Consider the following 15,258-nt stretch of genomic DNA (forward strand, 5'->3'; position numbering starts at 1 on the left):
TCTTCAGCGTGGCTACCGGCAGCCGGTGGGCCACCGCTGCACCCAGAGGGGCCATCAGCACGCTGGCCACCACGATGCCGGCCAGCGCTGGCAGATAGACGAAACCCAGGCTCCAGGGCGGCAGGTGATCCAGCCCTGCTCCGTTGACGGCATAGCCCAGCAGGCCCCCCACCGCGATGGGGAAACCCAGCGCGGCCGAGGTGCCCACTGCCGTCTGCAGCGGCACATTGCACCAGCTCATGAAGGGGACCGACAGCGAGCCGCCGCCTATGCCGACAAAGGCCGACACGCCACCGATCAGCCCACCTGCGGTACTGAGGCCCGCCGCACCCGGCAACTGCCGGCTGGGCTTGGGTTTGTAGCCCGACAGCATCTGCGCCGCCACCAGGTAGGCAAAGGCCACGAAAAACCACTTCAGCCACAGGCTATCGACTTGCGCTGCCAGCCAGGAACCCGCAAAAGTGCCCAGCGCCAGGCCCAGCCCCATCCGCTTGACGGTAGCCCACTGCACGGCTCCCCGGCCATGATGGGCCCGCACGCTGGAAAGCGAGGTGAACACGATGCTGGCCAAGGAGGTGCCCAGCGCCAGATGCAGCGTGTGCTGGGGCGGAAAACCATGCTGCTCGAACACCCATACCAGGGCCGGCACGATGATCAGGCCACCGCCCACCCCCAGCAGGCCCGCCAGAAAGCCGGCCGCACAGCCGGTGGCCAGGAAGGCCAGCAGGGTCAGGCTCATGCAGGCTCACCCAGCAGCGCCATGACGGCCCGCCAATGGCTTGGCTCAACCGGGGTGATGGAGAGGCGATTGCCACGCGCCAGCACCAGCATGCCATCCAGGGCCGGTGCCGCCCGCATGTCGGCCAGACTGAGGAAGCGGGTCTTCCTGACCAGGCGCACATCCACCTGCTGCCAGCGTGGTTGGGCGGGGGTCGACTTGGGGTCGTAATAGTGATGGGCCGGGTCGAACTGGGTGGGGTCAGGGTAAGGACCGGAGCATACCTCGGCAATGCCGGCTACGCCCGGCACAGCGCAGCCGGAATGGTAGTACAGCACCTGATCGCCCTGGCGCATCTGGTCGCGCATGAAGTTGCGGGCCTGATAATTGCGGACGCCATACCAGCCCACGGTCTGCCCGGGCATGGCGGCCAGATCGTCGATACTCACGTCGTCAGGTTCGGCTTTCATCAACCAGTAGGCCATGGGCTTGCTCCACCGTCAAAACCCGCAGTCTAGAGCCAGTTGGGGATGTGCCACCAGATGCAGTGGCCATTTCTGCAGTCCGGCCGCCGCGCTGTATACCGCTGCGGCCATGCTGGTGGTCCGTATTGGAGCGAAAAGACTTAGAGCGGCGCTTAAGCGCGGTACAGCGCAGCCTCGCTGATCACCCCATCCAGCGGCGCATCATGAGGCTCGCGCGGTATGGCGGCCACCCGCTGGCATTCGAAGCCCACGCCCCACAGCCTGGGTTTTCTCCATTGCTGGCGATGGGCGCGGAAGGCAAACGTGGTGTCGTAATACCCGCCCCCCTGCCCCAATCGCCCCCCCTGGGCATCAAAGCCCACCAGCGGCAGCAGCACCATGTCCAGCGCGCGGGCGCTGATCAGCTTGCGGGCGTGGTACTCACGTATGCCATAGCGGTTGCGGCGCCACACGCCCTGCGGGTCGGCCAGGGCAGCAAAGCGCATGCGGCGGCCACGGCGCGGTACCACCGGCAGGTAGACCGCCACGCCACGCGCTTGCGCCAGGCTGATCAAGGGTGCCAGGGAGAGTTCCGAACCCAGCGCCACATAGGCAGCCAAGCGCATGCCGCGCCGCAGCAGGGGCCGCAAGCGGGCGGCCACCAGGCGCTCGGCCCGCTCGCGCTCGGCAGCGGGCACGGCCATGCGCCGCCGGCGCAGTTGGCGGCGGAGCGTGGCTTTGTCGGTCATGGGTGGGGTCTGCAAGGGCGGGGAATGGGGGTCCCCGCGGGCGCCGTTCCGGCTCTCATCTTGAACCTAACGGTTCAAGTGGTCGCAAGCGGCACGCCTTCAGGTGCATCGGATGAACGATGCGCACAACAGGCGCGGCCAGCCATACAACCCGGGTCAATATATTGGTTCAAAGAATATAGAGCCGGAACAAACGCCGCAGGGAAACTGGAAAATCTGCGGAGGAGACCCGGGGCCTAGAACAACTGCTGCTGTTCCTTCAGCGCCTCGTCGATAGTCTCCTGCATGTGGCCGATTCTACGCCTAAAGTCGGCTACGTCAAAACCGCCTGCAATTCGGGTGCCCATAAACTCATGCGCGATATTGAGCGCAGCCATGATGGCGATCTTGTCCACCCCCATCACATTGCCGCTATCGCGTATCTCGCGCATGCGCCTGTCCACGAAGGCCACGGCCTCCATCAGGGCCACTTCTTCCTCGGGCGGACAAGCCACCCGGAACTCGCGCCCCATGATGGTCACGTCCAGTTGCTTGGCCTCGCTCATTCGGCTTCCTCCTGCTCATCGACCAGCGGCAGCTGGCCCAGCAGTGCTTCCACACGGGTCTTGGCCCCCTCCACCTTCTCGTTCAGGCGGCGGTTGTCATTCTTCAGCGTCAGCACCGTCTTGCGTAGCTCGACGTTCTCGCTGCGCAGCTGCTGGCACAACATGGCCAGGGTCTTGATGCGGTCTTCCAGGCTGTTGAGTTCGGCTTCCATGGCGTTCCGGGCTGATGTCCTGCGGCAAATTCTAGTCGATTTTTGCGGGCGTGGCCCGCCGTAGCGTATCCAGCCGGCTGCACAAGGCCGTGGCAGCCGCCAGGAGGCGCGGCCCTGGGCGGCCCAGGGTATCGGGCGCCACGCTCAGGTAGGCCGGCTTGAACGGCAGCTTGCGCCATTGGCCCAGCCATTGCTCGGCCGCAGCCCGATCAGCCAAGGCCACCACGGCATCGGGCCGCATGGCCAGCAGTGATTCGGCGGACAGCAAGGGCACTGCAGCGCGCTCGGTGCCAAAGGGATTACGTGTGCCACAGGCGCGGAACACCGCTGCCACGAACTGCTGGTCGTTCACCGTCATGGCGGGCTCATGGCCTACCTGGGGCACCACCCTGAGTATGGCGCTACCGGCATAGCGCTGCTCCAGGCTGCGCCAGGCGGATTCAAACTGCTGCGCCGCCAGATCGGCCTGCCCAGCCAAGCCGGCCAACTTGCCCAGATCACGCATGGCGGCGGGTATGGCCGACACCCTGGCCGGCTGGCTGGCATACACGACGATACCCAGCTCTCGCAGCCGCGCCGTCGCCTGGCCTGCCTGCGGGCCTTCCCAGGCCACAACCAGATCAGGCCGCAAGGCCACGATGCTCTCAACATTGAAGGCGCCATACAGCCCCACGGCCGGCAGCCGGGTGGCCGCCTGCGGGTAATCGCTGGCACCGTCGCGGCCCACCAGCTTGCCGCCGGCACCGATGGCATACAGCAGCTCGGTGGCATGGGGGCTGAGGCTGACGATGCGCTGGGCCGGCTGGGCCAGCTGTACGGTCTTACCGGCGTCGTCCTGCACGGTCACGGCCGCCAAGGCCGGCAGGCACAGCAGCCAGGCCAGCCAGGCCAGCCAGGCCCGCTTCACGGTTGCGCCTCGTCCAGGGTACCGGCCTGGGCATCCGGCACACCCAGGTGGGCGTCGGGCTCGTCCTCACCCAGGTCCAGGTCCAGGCTATCGGCCGGCCTTTCCAGCGAGATACGGCCCAGTGTGGCGGCGCGGAAGTCGGTCAGTATGCGCTCGGCCGCTTTCTGCGCGTCGATACGGTTGCCCGACTGTACGCAACCGAGCGCCCGGGCAGCCTGCTCGAACAGCACATCGCCCGGTGCGGCCAGGTCGGGCAGCTTGTAGCGGCCACGTATCACCTCGGGATAATGCAGCGCCAGCCAGCCCATGGCATACCAGGCCACCTCCTCGGCATCAAAGGCATTGCGGCCTATGGTGCCCGACAGCGCCAGCTTGTAGCCGTCGTTGTTGGAGGCAATTTTGGGCCACATCATGCCGGGGGTATCGACCAGGATGGTGCCGTCGGGCAGCTCGATACGCTGCTGCGACTGGGTCACGCCCGGGGTATCGGCCACCTTGGCCAGCTTGCGCTTGGCCAGGGCATTGATGAGGGTGGACTTGCCCACATTGGGCACGCCCAGGATCATGGCCCGCACCGGCTTCTCACCACCGGTGCGATGCGGTACCAGCTGGCGGCAGGCAGCCAGCACCTTGGCGGTATCACGCAGCTTGCCCGCCTCGTCCATGGTCAGCACGGCCGTATTGGCCTCCTGCTTGAAATGCTGCACCCAGGCGGCGGTCACCTTGGGGTCGGCCAGATCGGCCTTGTTCAGTATCTTCAGGCTGGGCCGCTGCCGATGCACCCGCAGCTCATGTATCAGCGGGTTGGTGGTGATCCGGGGCAGCCGGGCATCCAGCACCTCGATCACCATGTCCACCTTGGCCATGGTCTCGGCGATCTGCTTCTTGGCCTTGTTCATATGGCCGGGGAACCACTGGATCGCCATAGCTGTGCTCGTCTCGTTTCAAAGGGCGCGGATTATAACGCCGGCAGCGAAAGCACCGGAAAATCAATACAATACCGCCTTTCGCAACTTTAGCAGGCTCTGGCGCTCTATTGCGCCATGATCCAGCATTCCGCGGTACATTCCCAACCATGAAACCCCTCGTCAAATTGGGCCTGGGCCTGGCTATCGCCGGTGCCATCGCCACCTTCTTCTTTGCCGACAACCTGGGCCGCAGCGCCGCCCCAGCCGTGCAATACACCTCGCTCAAGGGCGAACAGCTCACCCAGGCCAGCCTGAAGGGCAAGGTGGTACTGGTGAATTTCTGGTACCCCAGTTGCGTAGGCTGCGTCAGCGAGACCCCCAAGCTGGTCGCCACCCACCACAAATTCAAGGGCCGCGATTTTGCTACCGTAGGCGTGACCATGAATATCGACCCGCCCCAGGTCATCAACGCCTTCGCCGAGCGGTTCCAGATACCCTATTTCATCGCACTGGATATCGACGGCAGCATCGCCCAGCGCTTTGGTGACGTCCGGCTGGCCCCCACCAGCTTCCTGATCGACAAGCAGGGCCGCATCGTCCGCCGCTACCTGGGCGAACCCGATTTCGAACAGTTGCACGCCCTGATCGAGGAAAAACTCAAGGAAAGCTGAACGCCGGTGGCCAGGCATCTGTCCTAGCCCTAAGTGACTGCAATGCCCGATTGGTACGGGCGTTCCAAGCTGACAAACGGCCGCTTATAGCGGCCGTTTGGTTATGGGCTTGTGGCTAGCAGCACCTATGCTCATATGACAGGTATTACCGCTACATACCGAGCCTTCCGGAGGATGAAATGATTTCGTGGAAAAACCACTTCCTGTATCAGGCCGACTACCAGCACTGGGCCAGCGACAAGCTGTTCGAAAGCCTGGACAAGCTATCGGACGAGGCGCGCAAGCGCGATGAGGGGCTGTTCTTCAAAAGTGTGCATGGCACGGTCAACCACCTGCTGGTCACCAACCTGCTGTGGTGGGGACGCCTGCGGGGCGAACCGCAGGATCTGCGGCCCGATCAGCAGCTGCATGAAGACTGGCGCGAACTGAAGCAGGCCCTAAAGCAAACCCTGCGCCAAACCCAGCACTGGCTGCAGGCGCAGCCGGCCGACTTCTTCGAGGGCGAGCTGCGCTACCGCACCACCTCGGGCAAGGAGCACACCCTCTGGGTGCATGACATCCTCACCCATATCGCCACCGACTGCGCCCATCAGCGCGGCCAGGCCTCGGCCGCCGCCACCCGCCTGGGCGCCCCGGCACCGGAGATGGATTACAGCTACTACCGGCGCGAGATGCAGGACAGCCTGGCGAATGCGCGGGTGGCGGCAAACGGCTAGCAAGCTGCAGCACATAGCCATTCAAATGAAGAACGCCACCTCGAAGGGTGGCGTTCTTCATTCCAGGTTCCAGCCTGTCACAGCCTTACCGGTGCCGGCTTGGCAGCCGCCGCCGCGGGAGCGGCCATGCCCTGGTATTGCTTGAGCTTGGCATCCCAGTCGGGCTTGACTGCATCGTAGGCCGCCAGCTTGATATGGCCGTAGCCACGAATCTGCTGGATCAGGCCGACGATCTCGGCAGCCTGGGCCAGCTTCTCGCCGCTCAGGCCAGCCAGCAGAGTTTCCAGACCTTGCTCGAACTCGGTGATCAAGCGGCGTTCCATCTTGCGGTCTTCGGCGTAGCCAAACAGGTCGAGCTTGCCGCCACGCAGGCCCTTCATCTTGGCCAGCATGCCGAACGCGCCCATCACCCAGCCACCGAGCTTGAACTTCTTGGCCTGGCCGTTCTTGGCCAGCCATTGCAGCCAGGTCGGGCCCAGGCTGAAGTTCAGGGTATAGCTGCCGTCGAACTGCTCGGCCAGTTGCTTCCTGAATTCGCCGTCGGTGTAGAGCCGCGCTACTTCATATTCGTCCTTGTAGGCCAGTACCTTGAAGTAGGCCCGGGCAGCGGCCCAGGTCAGTAGCTCGGATTCCGGTGCGGCGCGGCGTTCTGCGTTGCGCACCTTGTCCACCATGGCACTGTAGCGGGCAGCATAGGCGGCGTCCTGGTACTGGGTCAGGTCGGCCACACGGCGGGCGATGAATTCGTCCAGGGTCTGGTTGGCCAGCTTGATGGCCTCGCGCACCTGCGGGAAGGCGATCTTCTCGACCATGACGCGGTCCACTGCGGCATGGCGACCCCAGACAAAGGCCTGCTGGTTCATGGCCACGGCGGCGCCGTTCAGTTCGATGGCCTGCATGATGGACTCGCCCGTCACCGGGATCAGGCCCTTCTGCCAGGCAAAGCCGAGCATGAACATATTGGTGGCAATGGAATCGCCCATCAGCGCGGTGGCGATCTGGGTAGCATCCACCTGGTCGAAATGCGCCTCACCCACGGCCTGCTTGACCGTGTTCAGCATGGAGCTCGCGGGGAACTTCATGTCCGGTTTCTTGGTGAAGTCGCCGGTAGCTGCCTCGAAGCCATTGAGCAGCGCATAGGTGTGGTTGTGCCGCATCTTGCCCAGGCAGTCGTTGGTGGCAGTCACCACCATGTCGCAACCCAGCACCACGTTGGCATCGCCCGCGGCAATGCGCACCGCGTGCAGCTTGCTCTGCTCGCTGGCAAAGCGCAGGTGGGTCGTCACCGCGCCGCCCTTCTGCGCCAGGCCGGTCTGGTCCAGCACAGTCGAGCCGATCTCGTCGATGCGGGCCGCCATGCCCAGCACGCCACCGATGGTGACCACGCCGGTGCCACCCACGCCGGTGACCAACACGCTCCAGGGGTGATCCAGGCCGGGCAGGACGGGCTCAGGCAGCGCTGGCAGGGTGGCGTAGGCTTCAGCACCCAGCTTGGAGCGCTTGGGCTTGACCTCGCCTTCCAGCGTGACAAAGCTGGGGCAATAGCCCTTGAGGCAGCTGAAGTCCTTGTTGCAGCTGGACTGGTCGATCTTGCGCTTGCGGCCGTACTCGGTCTCGGCCGGGATGACCGACAGGCAGTTGGACTGCTTGGAGCAATCGCCGCAGCCTTCGCACACTCGCTCGTTGATGAACACGCGGCGGGGCGGGTCTATCATCTTGCCGCGCTTGCGCCGGCGACGCTTCTCGGCGGCGCAGGTCTGGTCGTGGATCAGGATGGTGACGCCGGGCAGTTCGCGCAGTTCGCGCTGGATGCGATCCAGCTCTTCACGCGGGTGGATGGTGATGCCGGCGGCGAGGCCGGTCACGCCCTGGTATTTCTCCGGCTCATCGGTGGTGATGATGATCTTGTTGACGCCTTCGGCCTCCAGCTGGCGGGTCAGCATGGGCACCGTGAGCGTGCCGTCCACCGCCTGTCCGCCGGTCATGGCCACGGCGTCGTTGTAGAGCAGCTTGTAGGTGATGTTGAGCTTGGCGGCCACGGCCTGGCGTATGGCCAGTATGCCGGAGTGGAAATAGGTGCCGTCGCCCAGGTTCACGAACATGTGCTTGGTGTCGGTAAACGGCTGGATACCGGCCCAGGTGACGCCCTCGCCACCCATCTGGCTGAACATCTTGGTACCTGGCGTCACCCACATGGCCATGTAGTGGCAGCCGATACCGGCCAGGGCCAGCGAGCCCTCGGGCAGCTTGGTGGAGGTATTGTGCGGGCAGCCGGAACAGAAGTAGGGCTGGCGCAGGATAATGTCGCGCGGCTTCTTCAGCGCGTGTTCCTTCTCGTCGAGGAAGCGCAGGCGCTCTTCGATGACTTCGCTGGTATAGAAGCGGGCAATGCGGCTGGCGATCACCTTGGCGATCATGGCCGGGGTCAGTTCGCCGGCGGCCGGCAGCAGCCAGTTGCCTTCGGGCAGGGTCCATTCGCCCTTTTCGTCGAACTTGCCGATCACGCGGGGGCGGACTTCCTCGCGCCAGTTGTAGAGCTGTTCCTTCAGCTGGTATTCCAGCACCTGGCGCTTTTCTTCCACCACCAGGATTTCATCCAGGCCCTCGGCAAAGGCGTGGGTGCCTTCGCTCTCCAGCGGCCAGGTCAGGCCAACCTTGAAGATACGCAGGCCGATATCGGCTGCCAGCTTTTCGTCTATGCCCAGGTCGTCCAGCGCCTGCATCACGTCCAGGTAGCTCTTGCCCGAGGTCATGATGCCAAGGCGCGGCTTAGGCGAATCGACCACGATGCGATTGAGCTTGTTGGCGCGCACATAGGCCAGCACGGCATACAGCTTGTGGTGCAGCAGGCGTTCTTCCTGCTCGAGGGGGGGATCGGGCCAGCGGATATTGAGGCCGCCCTCGGGCATCTTGAAGTCGGTGGGCAGCACTGGCTGCACCCGGTCCGGGTCGATATCGACGATGGCCGACGATTCCACCGTGTCGGAGATCGCCTTGAGCGTGACCCAGCAGCCGGAGTAGCGGCTCATGGCCCAGCCGTGGATGCCGAAATCGAGGAATTCCTGCACGCCGGCCGGATTGAGCACGGGCACCATGAAGGCGTCGAAGGCGTGGTCGGTCTGGTGTGGCAGGGTGGACGACTTGGCTGCGTGATCGTCACCGGCAATCAGCAGCACACCGCCATGCTGGCTGGATCCCGCTGCGTTACCGTGGCGAATGACATCGCCGGAGCGGTCCACGCCTGGGCCTTTGCCGTACCACATGGCAAACACGCCGTCGTAACGGGCGCCAGGGAACAGGCCAACCTGCTGCGAGCCCCACACTGCGGTGGCGCCCAGGTCTTCGTTCACGCCTGGGGTAAAGACGATGCCGTGCGGCTCGAGGTATTTCTTGGCGCGAACCAGTTCCTGATCCAGCCCGCCCAGGGGCGAGCCGCGATAGCCGGAGATAAAGCCAGCGGTATTGAGGCCGGCGGCCTGGTCTCGCTGGTGTTGCAACATGGGCAGGCGCACCAGCGCCTGAGTACCGGTCATGAAGGCGCGGCCCTTGGCCAGCGCGTACTTATCGTTAAGGGAAACGATATTTCCCATGATGTCTCCTTCTTTTGGCTGCAGGCCGCATGCTCGATAGGCTGCGGTCGTGGCTAGCTTCGTTGTAGCTTGTGGCTGGGCGAAGCGGGTTCCTATCGCCATCGTACATGCACACAATGGCAGGTAGGCCTGGCTACGACGACAGCGATGCGCGCGCATTCTAGGCGCTTTTTTGAGCAAATGCTCGGCTTATTTGACGTTAACGTCAATTGCGGGTTTTAACACACCTAGCAAGTGCTCGATTGACTACTTACTAATTAGTAAGTATCTTGCCTATCAAAGACTTGGCGAATAATTATCGTAAGGGTCATGGAGGCAAGATGAGCATCGAATCCACACTGGAAATCCACACTGCTGATGGCTATCCGCTGGCGGCGCGGCTGTATCGCCCTGATGGTGAGGCACGCGGCGTCGTGCTATTGGTTTCGGCCATGGGCGTGCCGCAAAGTTTCTATGCGCCGTTCGCCCGTTGGCTGGCCCAGCAGGGTTGGACGGCTCTCAGTTTCGACTACCGTGGCATGGGCGATTCGCGCCATGTGCCGCTGCCCAAGCTGGATATCGACGTCATCGGCTGGGGCCAGCACGACTGCGCCGCCATGCTCGAGTCCGCCCAGGCCCAGGCACCGGGCAAGCCGCTGCTGTGGATAGGCCACAGCCTGGGCGGCCAGTTGCCTGCCTTCACTCCCAACATCAACCAGGCCAGCCGTATCCTGACCATCGCCGCCGGCAGCGGCTATTGGCTGGAAAATGCCTGGGCCCTGAAGCGCCGCGCCTGGCTGCTATGGTATTTCTTCGCCCCGCTGCTGACGCCTATCTGGGGCTATTTTCCCGGCCGTCGCCTCAATATGGTGGGCGACCTGCCCCGTGGGGTGATGCAGCAGTGGCGCCGCTGGTGCCTGCATCGCGATTACGCCGTAGGGGTGGAAGGCGAAGCGGTACGTCAGCGCTTTGCCGCCGTGCGGTCGCCCATCGTGTCGCTGGGTTTCACCGACGACGAAATGATGTCTCAGCGCAATGTGGCCTCACTACATGGTTTTTACACCGGCAGTACACTGAGCCGTCAACGCTATAGCCCGCAGGAGCTGGGCCTCCAGCGTATCGGTCACTTTGGCTTTTTCCGCAAGGAGAACCAGGCTGCCCTGTGGCAGCGGCTGATCGCCCCCGAACTGACAGCGCTCAGCGCTTGAACTACCTTTGATTGAATCACAGATAAATCGCCGGCCAAGCCCCGGCGCCAACCCTACCGTACTGGAGCCCATGATGTCGCACGCCCGCTACCCCCACCTGCTTGAACCCCTGGACCTGGGCTTCACCACGCTGAAAAACCGTGTGCTGATGGGGTCCATGCATACCGGTCTGGAAGAATCGCCCAATGGCTTCGAGCGCATGGCCGCTTTCTATGCCGAGCGCGCCGCAGGCGGCGTTGGCCTGATCGTGACCGGTGGCGTGGCCCCCAACGAGGCAGGCCGCGTCTACGAAGGTGGCGCCATGCTGCATAACGCCGACGAAGTGGCCCATCACCGCATCGTCACCGATGCCGTGCACCAGGCTGGCGGCAAGATCTGCCTGCAGATACTGCACACCGGCCGCTACAGCTTCCAGCCCAAGCCGGTCGCCCCCTCGCCCATCACCTCGCCCATCGCCTTCTACGAGCCGATCGAGATGACCGACGAGCAGATACTGCAGACCATAGACGAGTTTGCCCGCTGTGCCGAGCTGGCCAAGGAAGCCGGCTACGATGGCGTGGAAGTGATGGGCAGCGAGGGCTACCTGATCAACCAGTTCATCGCCGAGAAGACCAACAAGCGCACCGACCGTTGGGGCGGCAGCTACGAAAACCGCATGCGCTTCCCCATCGAAACCGTCCGCGCCGTGCGCGAACGGGTGGGTCGCGACTTCATCATCATCTACCGCCTCTCCATGCTGGATCTGGTGGACAACGGCTCGGTGTTGGACGAGACCATACAGCTGGCCCAAGCCGTCGAAGCCGCCGGCACCACCATCATCAATACCGGCATAGGCTGGCATGAGGCCCGCATCCCCACCATCGCCACCATGGTGCCCCGCGCCGGCTTTACCTGGGTGACCCGCAAACTCAAGGGCAAGGTCGGCATTCCCTTGGTCACCACCAACCGTATCAATATGCCGGACGTGGCCGAAGAAGTGCTGGCACGCGGCGACGCCGACATGATCTCGATGGCACGGCCCTTCCTGGCCGACAGCGACTGGGTGAAGAAGGCCGAGGAAGACCGCGCCCTGGATATCAACACCTGCATAGGTTGCAACCAGGCCTGCCTCGACCATATCTTCCAGGCCAAGATGACCACCTGCCTGGTCAACCCACGCGCCTGCCACGAGACCGAGCTGAACTACACTCCCACCCAGCAGCAGAAGCGCTTGGCTGTCGTCGGTGCAGGCCCCGCCGGCTTGGCTTTCGCATCGGTCGCCGCCCAGCGCGGCCATGATGTCACCCTGTTTGAATCCGCCAACGAGATCGGCGGCCAGTTCAATGTAGCCAAGCAGGTGCCGGGCAAGGAGGAGTTCCACGAGACCCTGCGCTACTTCAAGCGCCGGCTGGACCAGACCGGCGTCAAGATCCGGCTGAACCATCGCGCCACGGCCGCCGAGCTGAGCGACTTCGATGAAGTCATCCTGGCCACCGGCATCGCACCGCGCAAACTCGACATTGTCGGCATAGACCACCCCAAGGTGCTCAGCTACCTGGACGTACTGCGCCACAAGAAGCCGGTGGGCGAGAAGGTCGCCATCATCGGCGCCGGCGGCATCGGCTTTGATACCGCCGAATACCTGACCACCGAGGGCGTACCCACCAGCCTGGATGTAGATGGCTTCCTGAAAGAATGGGGCATAGACAAGACCCTGACCGAGAAGGGTGGCCTGGCCGCCGCTGGCGTGCAGCCCCATCCCTCGCCACGCAAGGTCTGGCTGTTGCAGCGCAAGAGCAGCAAGGTCGGCGACGGCCTGGGCAAAACTACCGGCTGGATCCATCGCCAGGCCCTGAAGATGAAGCAGGTGGAGATGATCTCGGCCGTGCAGTACGACAAGATCGACGATGCCGGCCTGCATATCCGCATCAAGGATAAGGCCGAGATACTGCCGGTGGACAACGTCATCATCTGCGCCGGACAGGAGCCGCTGCGCGAGCTGGAAGAAGCCCTCAAGCAGGCCGGTAAGACAGTGCACCTGATCGGCGGTGCCGATGTCGCCGCCGAACTGGATGCCAAGCGTGCCATCAACCAGGGCTCACGCCTGGCAGCGGCAATCTGATCGCTGTACCCTGCCCTTGCCAGAATGTATCTGGCAGCTGACTACCCCCGGCCCAGCCCGGGGGTTTTTCATGCCCGCGCCGACTCAATGAGAGCCTGTGCAAAGTCTTTTCGCCGCGCGCCGGCCCGCTAGGCTCGCAACCTTGCCGGGTGAAGGGCAAGGCTGCGAAAAGACTTTGAACAGGCTCTTAGAACCTGATCTGCCCCCGTAGCATCTGCCAGAACATCACCCAGTCGCCCATCAGGCTATAGAGCGGGTGCTTGAAGGTAGCTGGCCGGTTCTTCTCGAAGAAGAAATGGCCCACCCAGGCAAAGCCATAGCCTATGACCGGTAGCAGCCACAGCAAAGCGGCCTGGCCACGCAACAAGGCTGCCAGCAATAGCAGCAGCACCAGGGCACTGCCGACAAAATGCAGCCGTCTACAGGTGCGGTTCTGGTGCTCGCCCAGGTAATAGGGGTAGAAATCCTTGAAGCTGGTGTAGGGCATGGCGCATGCATCCTGAGGGTCGGGTAGCTTGAATGTAGCGCTCAGCGGGGCGGCTGCGCCAGCCCCTTGGATCAGCGATATGGTTTACGCTACAGGCTTCGAGATCCCCCCAACCAAGGCTGAACCGTGCGCTTCCGACAGATGCCGCTGACCCTGAAACTGACCCTGCCTATCTGCCTGCTGGTTTGCATCAGCAGCGTCGCCCAGGCCCTGCTGACGCTGCCAGCGCTGCTGCTGTTCATGGACCTGGCCCCGGAACCGGCCGATCGCCTCGTGCTGTTCCTGCCGGTGCTGGGGCTGCTGCTGGCCATGTTTGCCGGCTTCAGTTTTCTGCGCATCCTGCTGCGTCATTCCCGGCTGGTTGCCCGGCTGTTCCTGATGGTGGTGTTCGGCCTATCGGCACTTGCCCTGCTGCTCACCTCAATAAGCCAGCTCAGCGGTCTGCTCTGGGGCGCGCTGTGGCTGGCCCTGCTTGCCACGCTGTTCTTTACCCTACCCCGCCATGGCCCCGATGCCGATGCCGGCTAGCGGGCGGGTCAACCACAAGGCAGGTGAACTGGCGCGCGCCAGGCGCTAGGATGTAGCGTCGTGCAGCCTGCTCCCTGTAGTCAGGCTGTAGCAAGCCTGCCTTAGCATGCGCCTGCCGGCCTTGTCCCTGGCCGACCGCGCTAACGCATCTTCAATATGATGGTTAACGGGAGTACTACTTGCATGGACAATAGCCTGCCTGTTTTTCGCGTTGTGGCCGCCGGTCGCGGCTGGGACTGGATCGTTCAGGGTTTCGAGCTGTTCAAGCGCAACCCGGGTATCTGGGTGGCCATTACGGTGATCTGGATACTGCTCAACATGGCCGCCAGCATCACGGGTGCCGGTGCACTGGCAGCCCCCCTGTTCGCCCCCGTGCTGCTGGGCGGCATGCTCATAGGCTGTGCCCGGCTGGTGCGCGACCAGGAGCTGGAGATCAGCCATCTGTTTGCCGGCTTCAAGCAGCCCTTCCTGCCCCTGCTGGGCGTGGGCTTGGGCCTGCTGATCGCGCAATGGGCGGTCGCGCTGATTGCCGGCATGCTGGCCCTGACGTTGGGCGCCGGCACCTTCCTCAGTGGCGCCACCCTCAGCGGTTCCGCATCCGAAGCCGCCATCGCGGCCAGTGTGCTGGCCGGTCTGGGCGTCGGCATCCTGGTGGTGATCCTGGTCGCCCTGCTGCTGTATGGCGTGGTGCTGATGGCCTTTACCTTCGCCCCCGCCTTGGCGGTGTTGGGCAATGTGGCACCGATCGCCGCCATCCAGAGTTCGTTCAAGGCCGCCTGGGCCAACTGGCGGCCGCTGACCATCGCCGGGCTGATCGCCCTGCCCCTGTGCATCATCGCGGCCATTCCGCTGATGCTGGGCTACCTGGTGCTGATACCTGTGCTGATAGGTGCCAGCTACGCAGCCTATCGCGACATCTACCCGGAACTGCCAGAGCAACTGGCCGAGGACACCCCGTGAGCCCAACCGAAGAGAGCCCCTTCAAGGGCAAGACCGGCCTGCGCCGATTGATCAACGCAACCGGCTATTCCCTGGATGGCTTCAAGGCCGCTTGGCAGCATGAATCGGCATTCCGCCAGGTCTGTCTGCTGGCGCTGGCCGGCATCGCCCTGGCGCTATGGCTGCCGCTGCCACACTGGGCCAGGGCACTGATCGTGTTCGCCCACTTTCTCAGCGTGGTGGTGGAGCTGCTCAACTCTGCCATCGAAGCCGCCGTGGACCACACCTCGCTGGACCACCATACCCTCGCCAAGCGGGCCAAGGACCTGGGCAGCGCCGCGCAATTGTTCAGCCTGATCAATATGGCCTGCTTGTGGGCGTTTGGCCTGATGAATCTTTGAGAGCCTGGATGGGCTGAGGGCATCGATGAGTGTGACGCCAGTGCAGGCGCCAGGGCAACCCTGGCGCTGGACGTGCACGCAGCCTGAACCAGTAGGCTCTCCCCCTTATTCGAATCCACCCCCCCCGCCCGCGCC

Annotated in this window: 16 protein-coding genes and 1 other RNA gene; 7 read left to right on the plus strand and 10 right to left on the minus strand. The window is 63.8% G+C overall.

Translation table 11 applies throughout. The features are described 5' to 3' along the window. From QWZ03_RS16795 to ylqF, 8 genes are all read right to left on the minus strand, one after another. Positions 1-739: sulfite exporter TauE/SafE family protein (locus QWZ03_RS16795; protein ID WP_290333771.1), on the minus strand; the 739-nt coding region annotated here is incomplete at its 3' end. Next, on the minus strand, positions 736-1,203 hold the full coding sequence (locus tag QWZ03_RS16800; protein WP_290333772.1) for an EVE domain-containing protein: 468 nt from the start codon (positions 1,201-1,203) through the stop codon (positions 736-738). The genes QWZ03_RS16795 and QWZ03_RS16800, both read right to left, overlap by 4 nt. 152 nt (positions 1,204-1,355) lie before the next feature. Beyond that, the gene (locus QWZ03_RS16805; RefSeq protein WP_290333773.1) at positions 1,356-1,931 is read right to left on the minus strand and encodes a 5-formyltetrahydrofolate cyclo-ligase; all 576 of its coding nucleotides are present in this window, start codon (positions 1,929-1,931) and stop codon (positions 1,356-1,358) included. A 27-nt stretch (positions 1,932-1,958) separates the two neighbouring features. Then, positions 1,959-2,139, minus strand: a non-coding RNA gene (gene ssrS / locus QWZ03_RS16810) — 6S RNA. Between the two features lie 28 nt (positions 2,140-2,167). Continuing rightward, positions 2,168-2,476: a cell division protein ZapA gene (locus QWZ03_RS16815; protein ID WP_284195441.1), complete on the minus strand. Its 309-nt coding sequence runs from the start codon at positions 2,474-2,476 to the stop codon at positions 2,168-2,170. Next, a complete protein-coding gene (locus QWZ03_RS16820; RefSeq protein ID WP_284195442.1) occupies positions 2,473-2,688 on the minus strand; it encodes a coiled-coil domain-containing protein in 216 nt (71 codons plus the stop codon). The genes QWZ03_RS16815 and QWZ03_RS16820 overlap by 4 nt, the downstream gene beginning before the upstream one ends. A gap of 31 nt (positions 2,689-2,719) precedes the next feature. Further along, positions 2,720-3,595, minus strand: a complete 876-nt coding sequence (locus QWZ03_RS16825; protein ID WP_290333774.1) for a helical backbone metal receptor — start codon at positions 3,593-3,595, stop codon at positions 2,720-2,722. Beyond that, positions 3,592-4,521, minus strand: a complete 930-nt coding sequence (gene ylqF / locus QWZ03_RS16830) for a ribosome biogenesis GTPase YlqF (RefSeq protein WP_284195444.1) — start codon at positions 4,519-4,521, stop codon at positions 3,592-3,594. The genes QWZ03_RS16825 and ylqF overlap by 4 nt, the downstream gene beginning before the upstream one ends. A gap of 149 nt (positions 4,522-4,670) precedes the next feature. Between ylqF and QWZ03_RS16835 the strand changes: the two genes are divergently transcribed. Together QWZ03_RS16835 and QWZ03_RS16840 are read left to right on the plus strand one after the other, a co-directional pair. Continuing rightward, positions 4,671-5,174, plus strand: a complete 504-nt coding sequence (locus tag QWZ03_RS16835; protein WP_290333775.1) for a TlpA family protein disulfide reductase — start codon at positions 4,671-4,673, stop codon at positions 5,172-5,174. A gap of 179 nt (positions 5,175-5,353) precedes the next feature. After that, positions 5,354-5,890: a DinB family protein gene (locus QWZ03_RS16840; RefSeq protein ID WP_290333776.1), complete on the plus strand. Its 537-nt coding sequence runs from the start codon at positions 5,354-5,356 to the stop codon at positions 5,888-5,890. Positions 5,891-5,967: 77 nt separating this feature from the next. Here the strand turns inward: QWZ03_RS16840 and QWZ03_RS16845 are convergent, their stop codons facing one another. Further along, the gene (locus QWZ03_RS16845; RefSeq protein WP_290333777.1) at positions 5,968-9,480 is read right to left on the minus strand and encodes an indolepyruvate ferredoxin oxidoreductase family protein; all 3,513 of its coding nucleotides are present in this window, start codon (positions 9,478-9,480) and stop codon (positions 5,968-5,970) included. A 320-nt stretch (positions 9,481-9,800) separates the two neighbouring features. Between QWZ03_RS16845 and QWZ03_RS16850 the strand changes: the two genes are divergently transcribed. Further along, positions 9,801-10,667, plus strand: coding sequence for an alpha/beta hydrolase family protein (locus tag QWZ03_RS16850; RefSeq protein ID WP_290333778.1), 867 nt, complete (start codon positions 9,801-9,803; stop codon positions 10,665-10,667). A gap of 70 nt (positions 10,668-10,737) precedes the next feature. Beyond that, positions 10,738-12,768 (plus strand): oxidoreductase, encoded by a 2,031-nt coding sequence (locus tag QWZ03_RS16855; protein WP_308447577.1) that lies wholly within the window; start codon positions 10,738-10,740, stop codon positions 12,766-12,768. Between the two features lie 187 nt (positions 12,769-12,955). On the opposite strand, the gene QWZ03_RS16860 is transcribed toward QWZ03_RS16855, so the two are convergent. Then, a complete protein-coding gene (locus QWZ03_RS16860; RefSeq protein ID WP_290333779.1) occupies positions 12,956-13,255 on the minus strand; it encodes an Mpo1-like protein in 300 nt (99 codons plus the stop codon). A gap of 126 nt (positions 13,256-13,381) precedes the next feature. Here QWZ03_RS16860 and QWZ03_RS16865 point away from each other — a divergent pair, with 126 nt between their 5' ends. The 3 genes from QWZ03_RS16865 to QWZ03_RS16875 all read left to right on the plus strand — a co-directional run bounded on the left by QWZ03_RS16865 (position 13,382) and on the right by QWZ03_RS16875 (position 15,123). After that, on the plus strand, positions 13,382-13,783 hold the full coding sequence (locus QWZ03_RS16865; protein ID WP_290333780.1) for a hypothetical protein: 402 nt from the start codon (positions 13,382-13,384) through the stop codon (positions 13,781-13,783). 183 nt (positions 13,784-13,966) lie between these two features. After that, positions 13,967-14,743: a BPSS1780 family membrane protein gene (locus tag QWZ03_RS16870; protein ID WP_290333781.1), complete on the plus strand. Its 777-nt coding sequence runs from the start codon at positions 13,967-13,969 to the stop codon at positions 14,741-14,743. After that, complete coding sequence (locus QWZ03_RS16875; RefSeq protein ID WP_290333782.1) at positions 14,740-15,123, plus strand: diacylglycerol kinase; 384 nt, start codon at positions 14,740-14,742, stop codon at positions 15,121-15,123. Before QWZ03_RS16870 ends, QWZ03_RS16875 begins: the two co-directional genes overlap by 4 nt. Positions 15,124-15,258 lie beyond the last annotated feature (135 nt).

Source organism: Chitinimonas viridis, from assembly GCF_030409555.1.
GTDB lineage: Bacteria > Pseudomonadota > Gammaproteobacteria > Burkholderiales > Chitinimonadaceae > Chitinimonas > Chitinimonas viridis.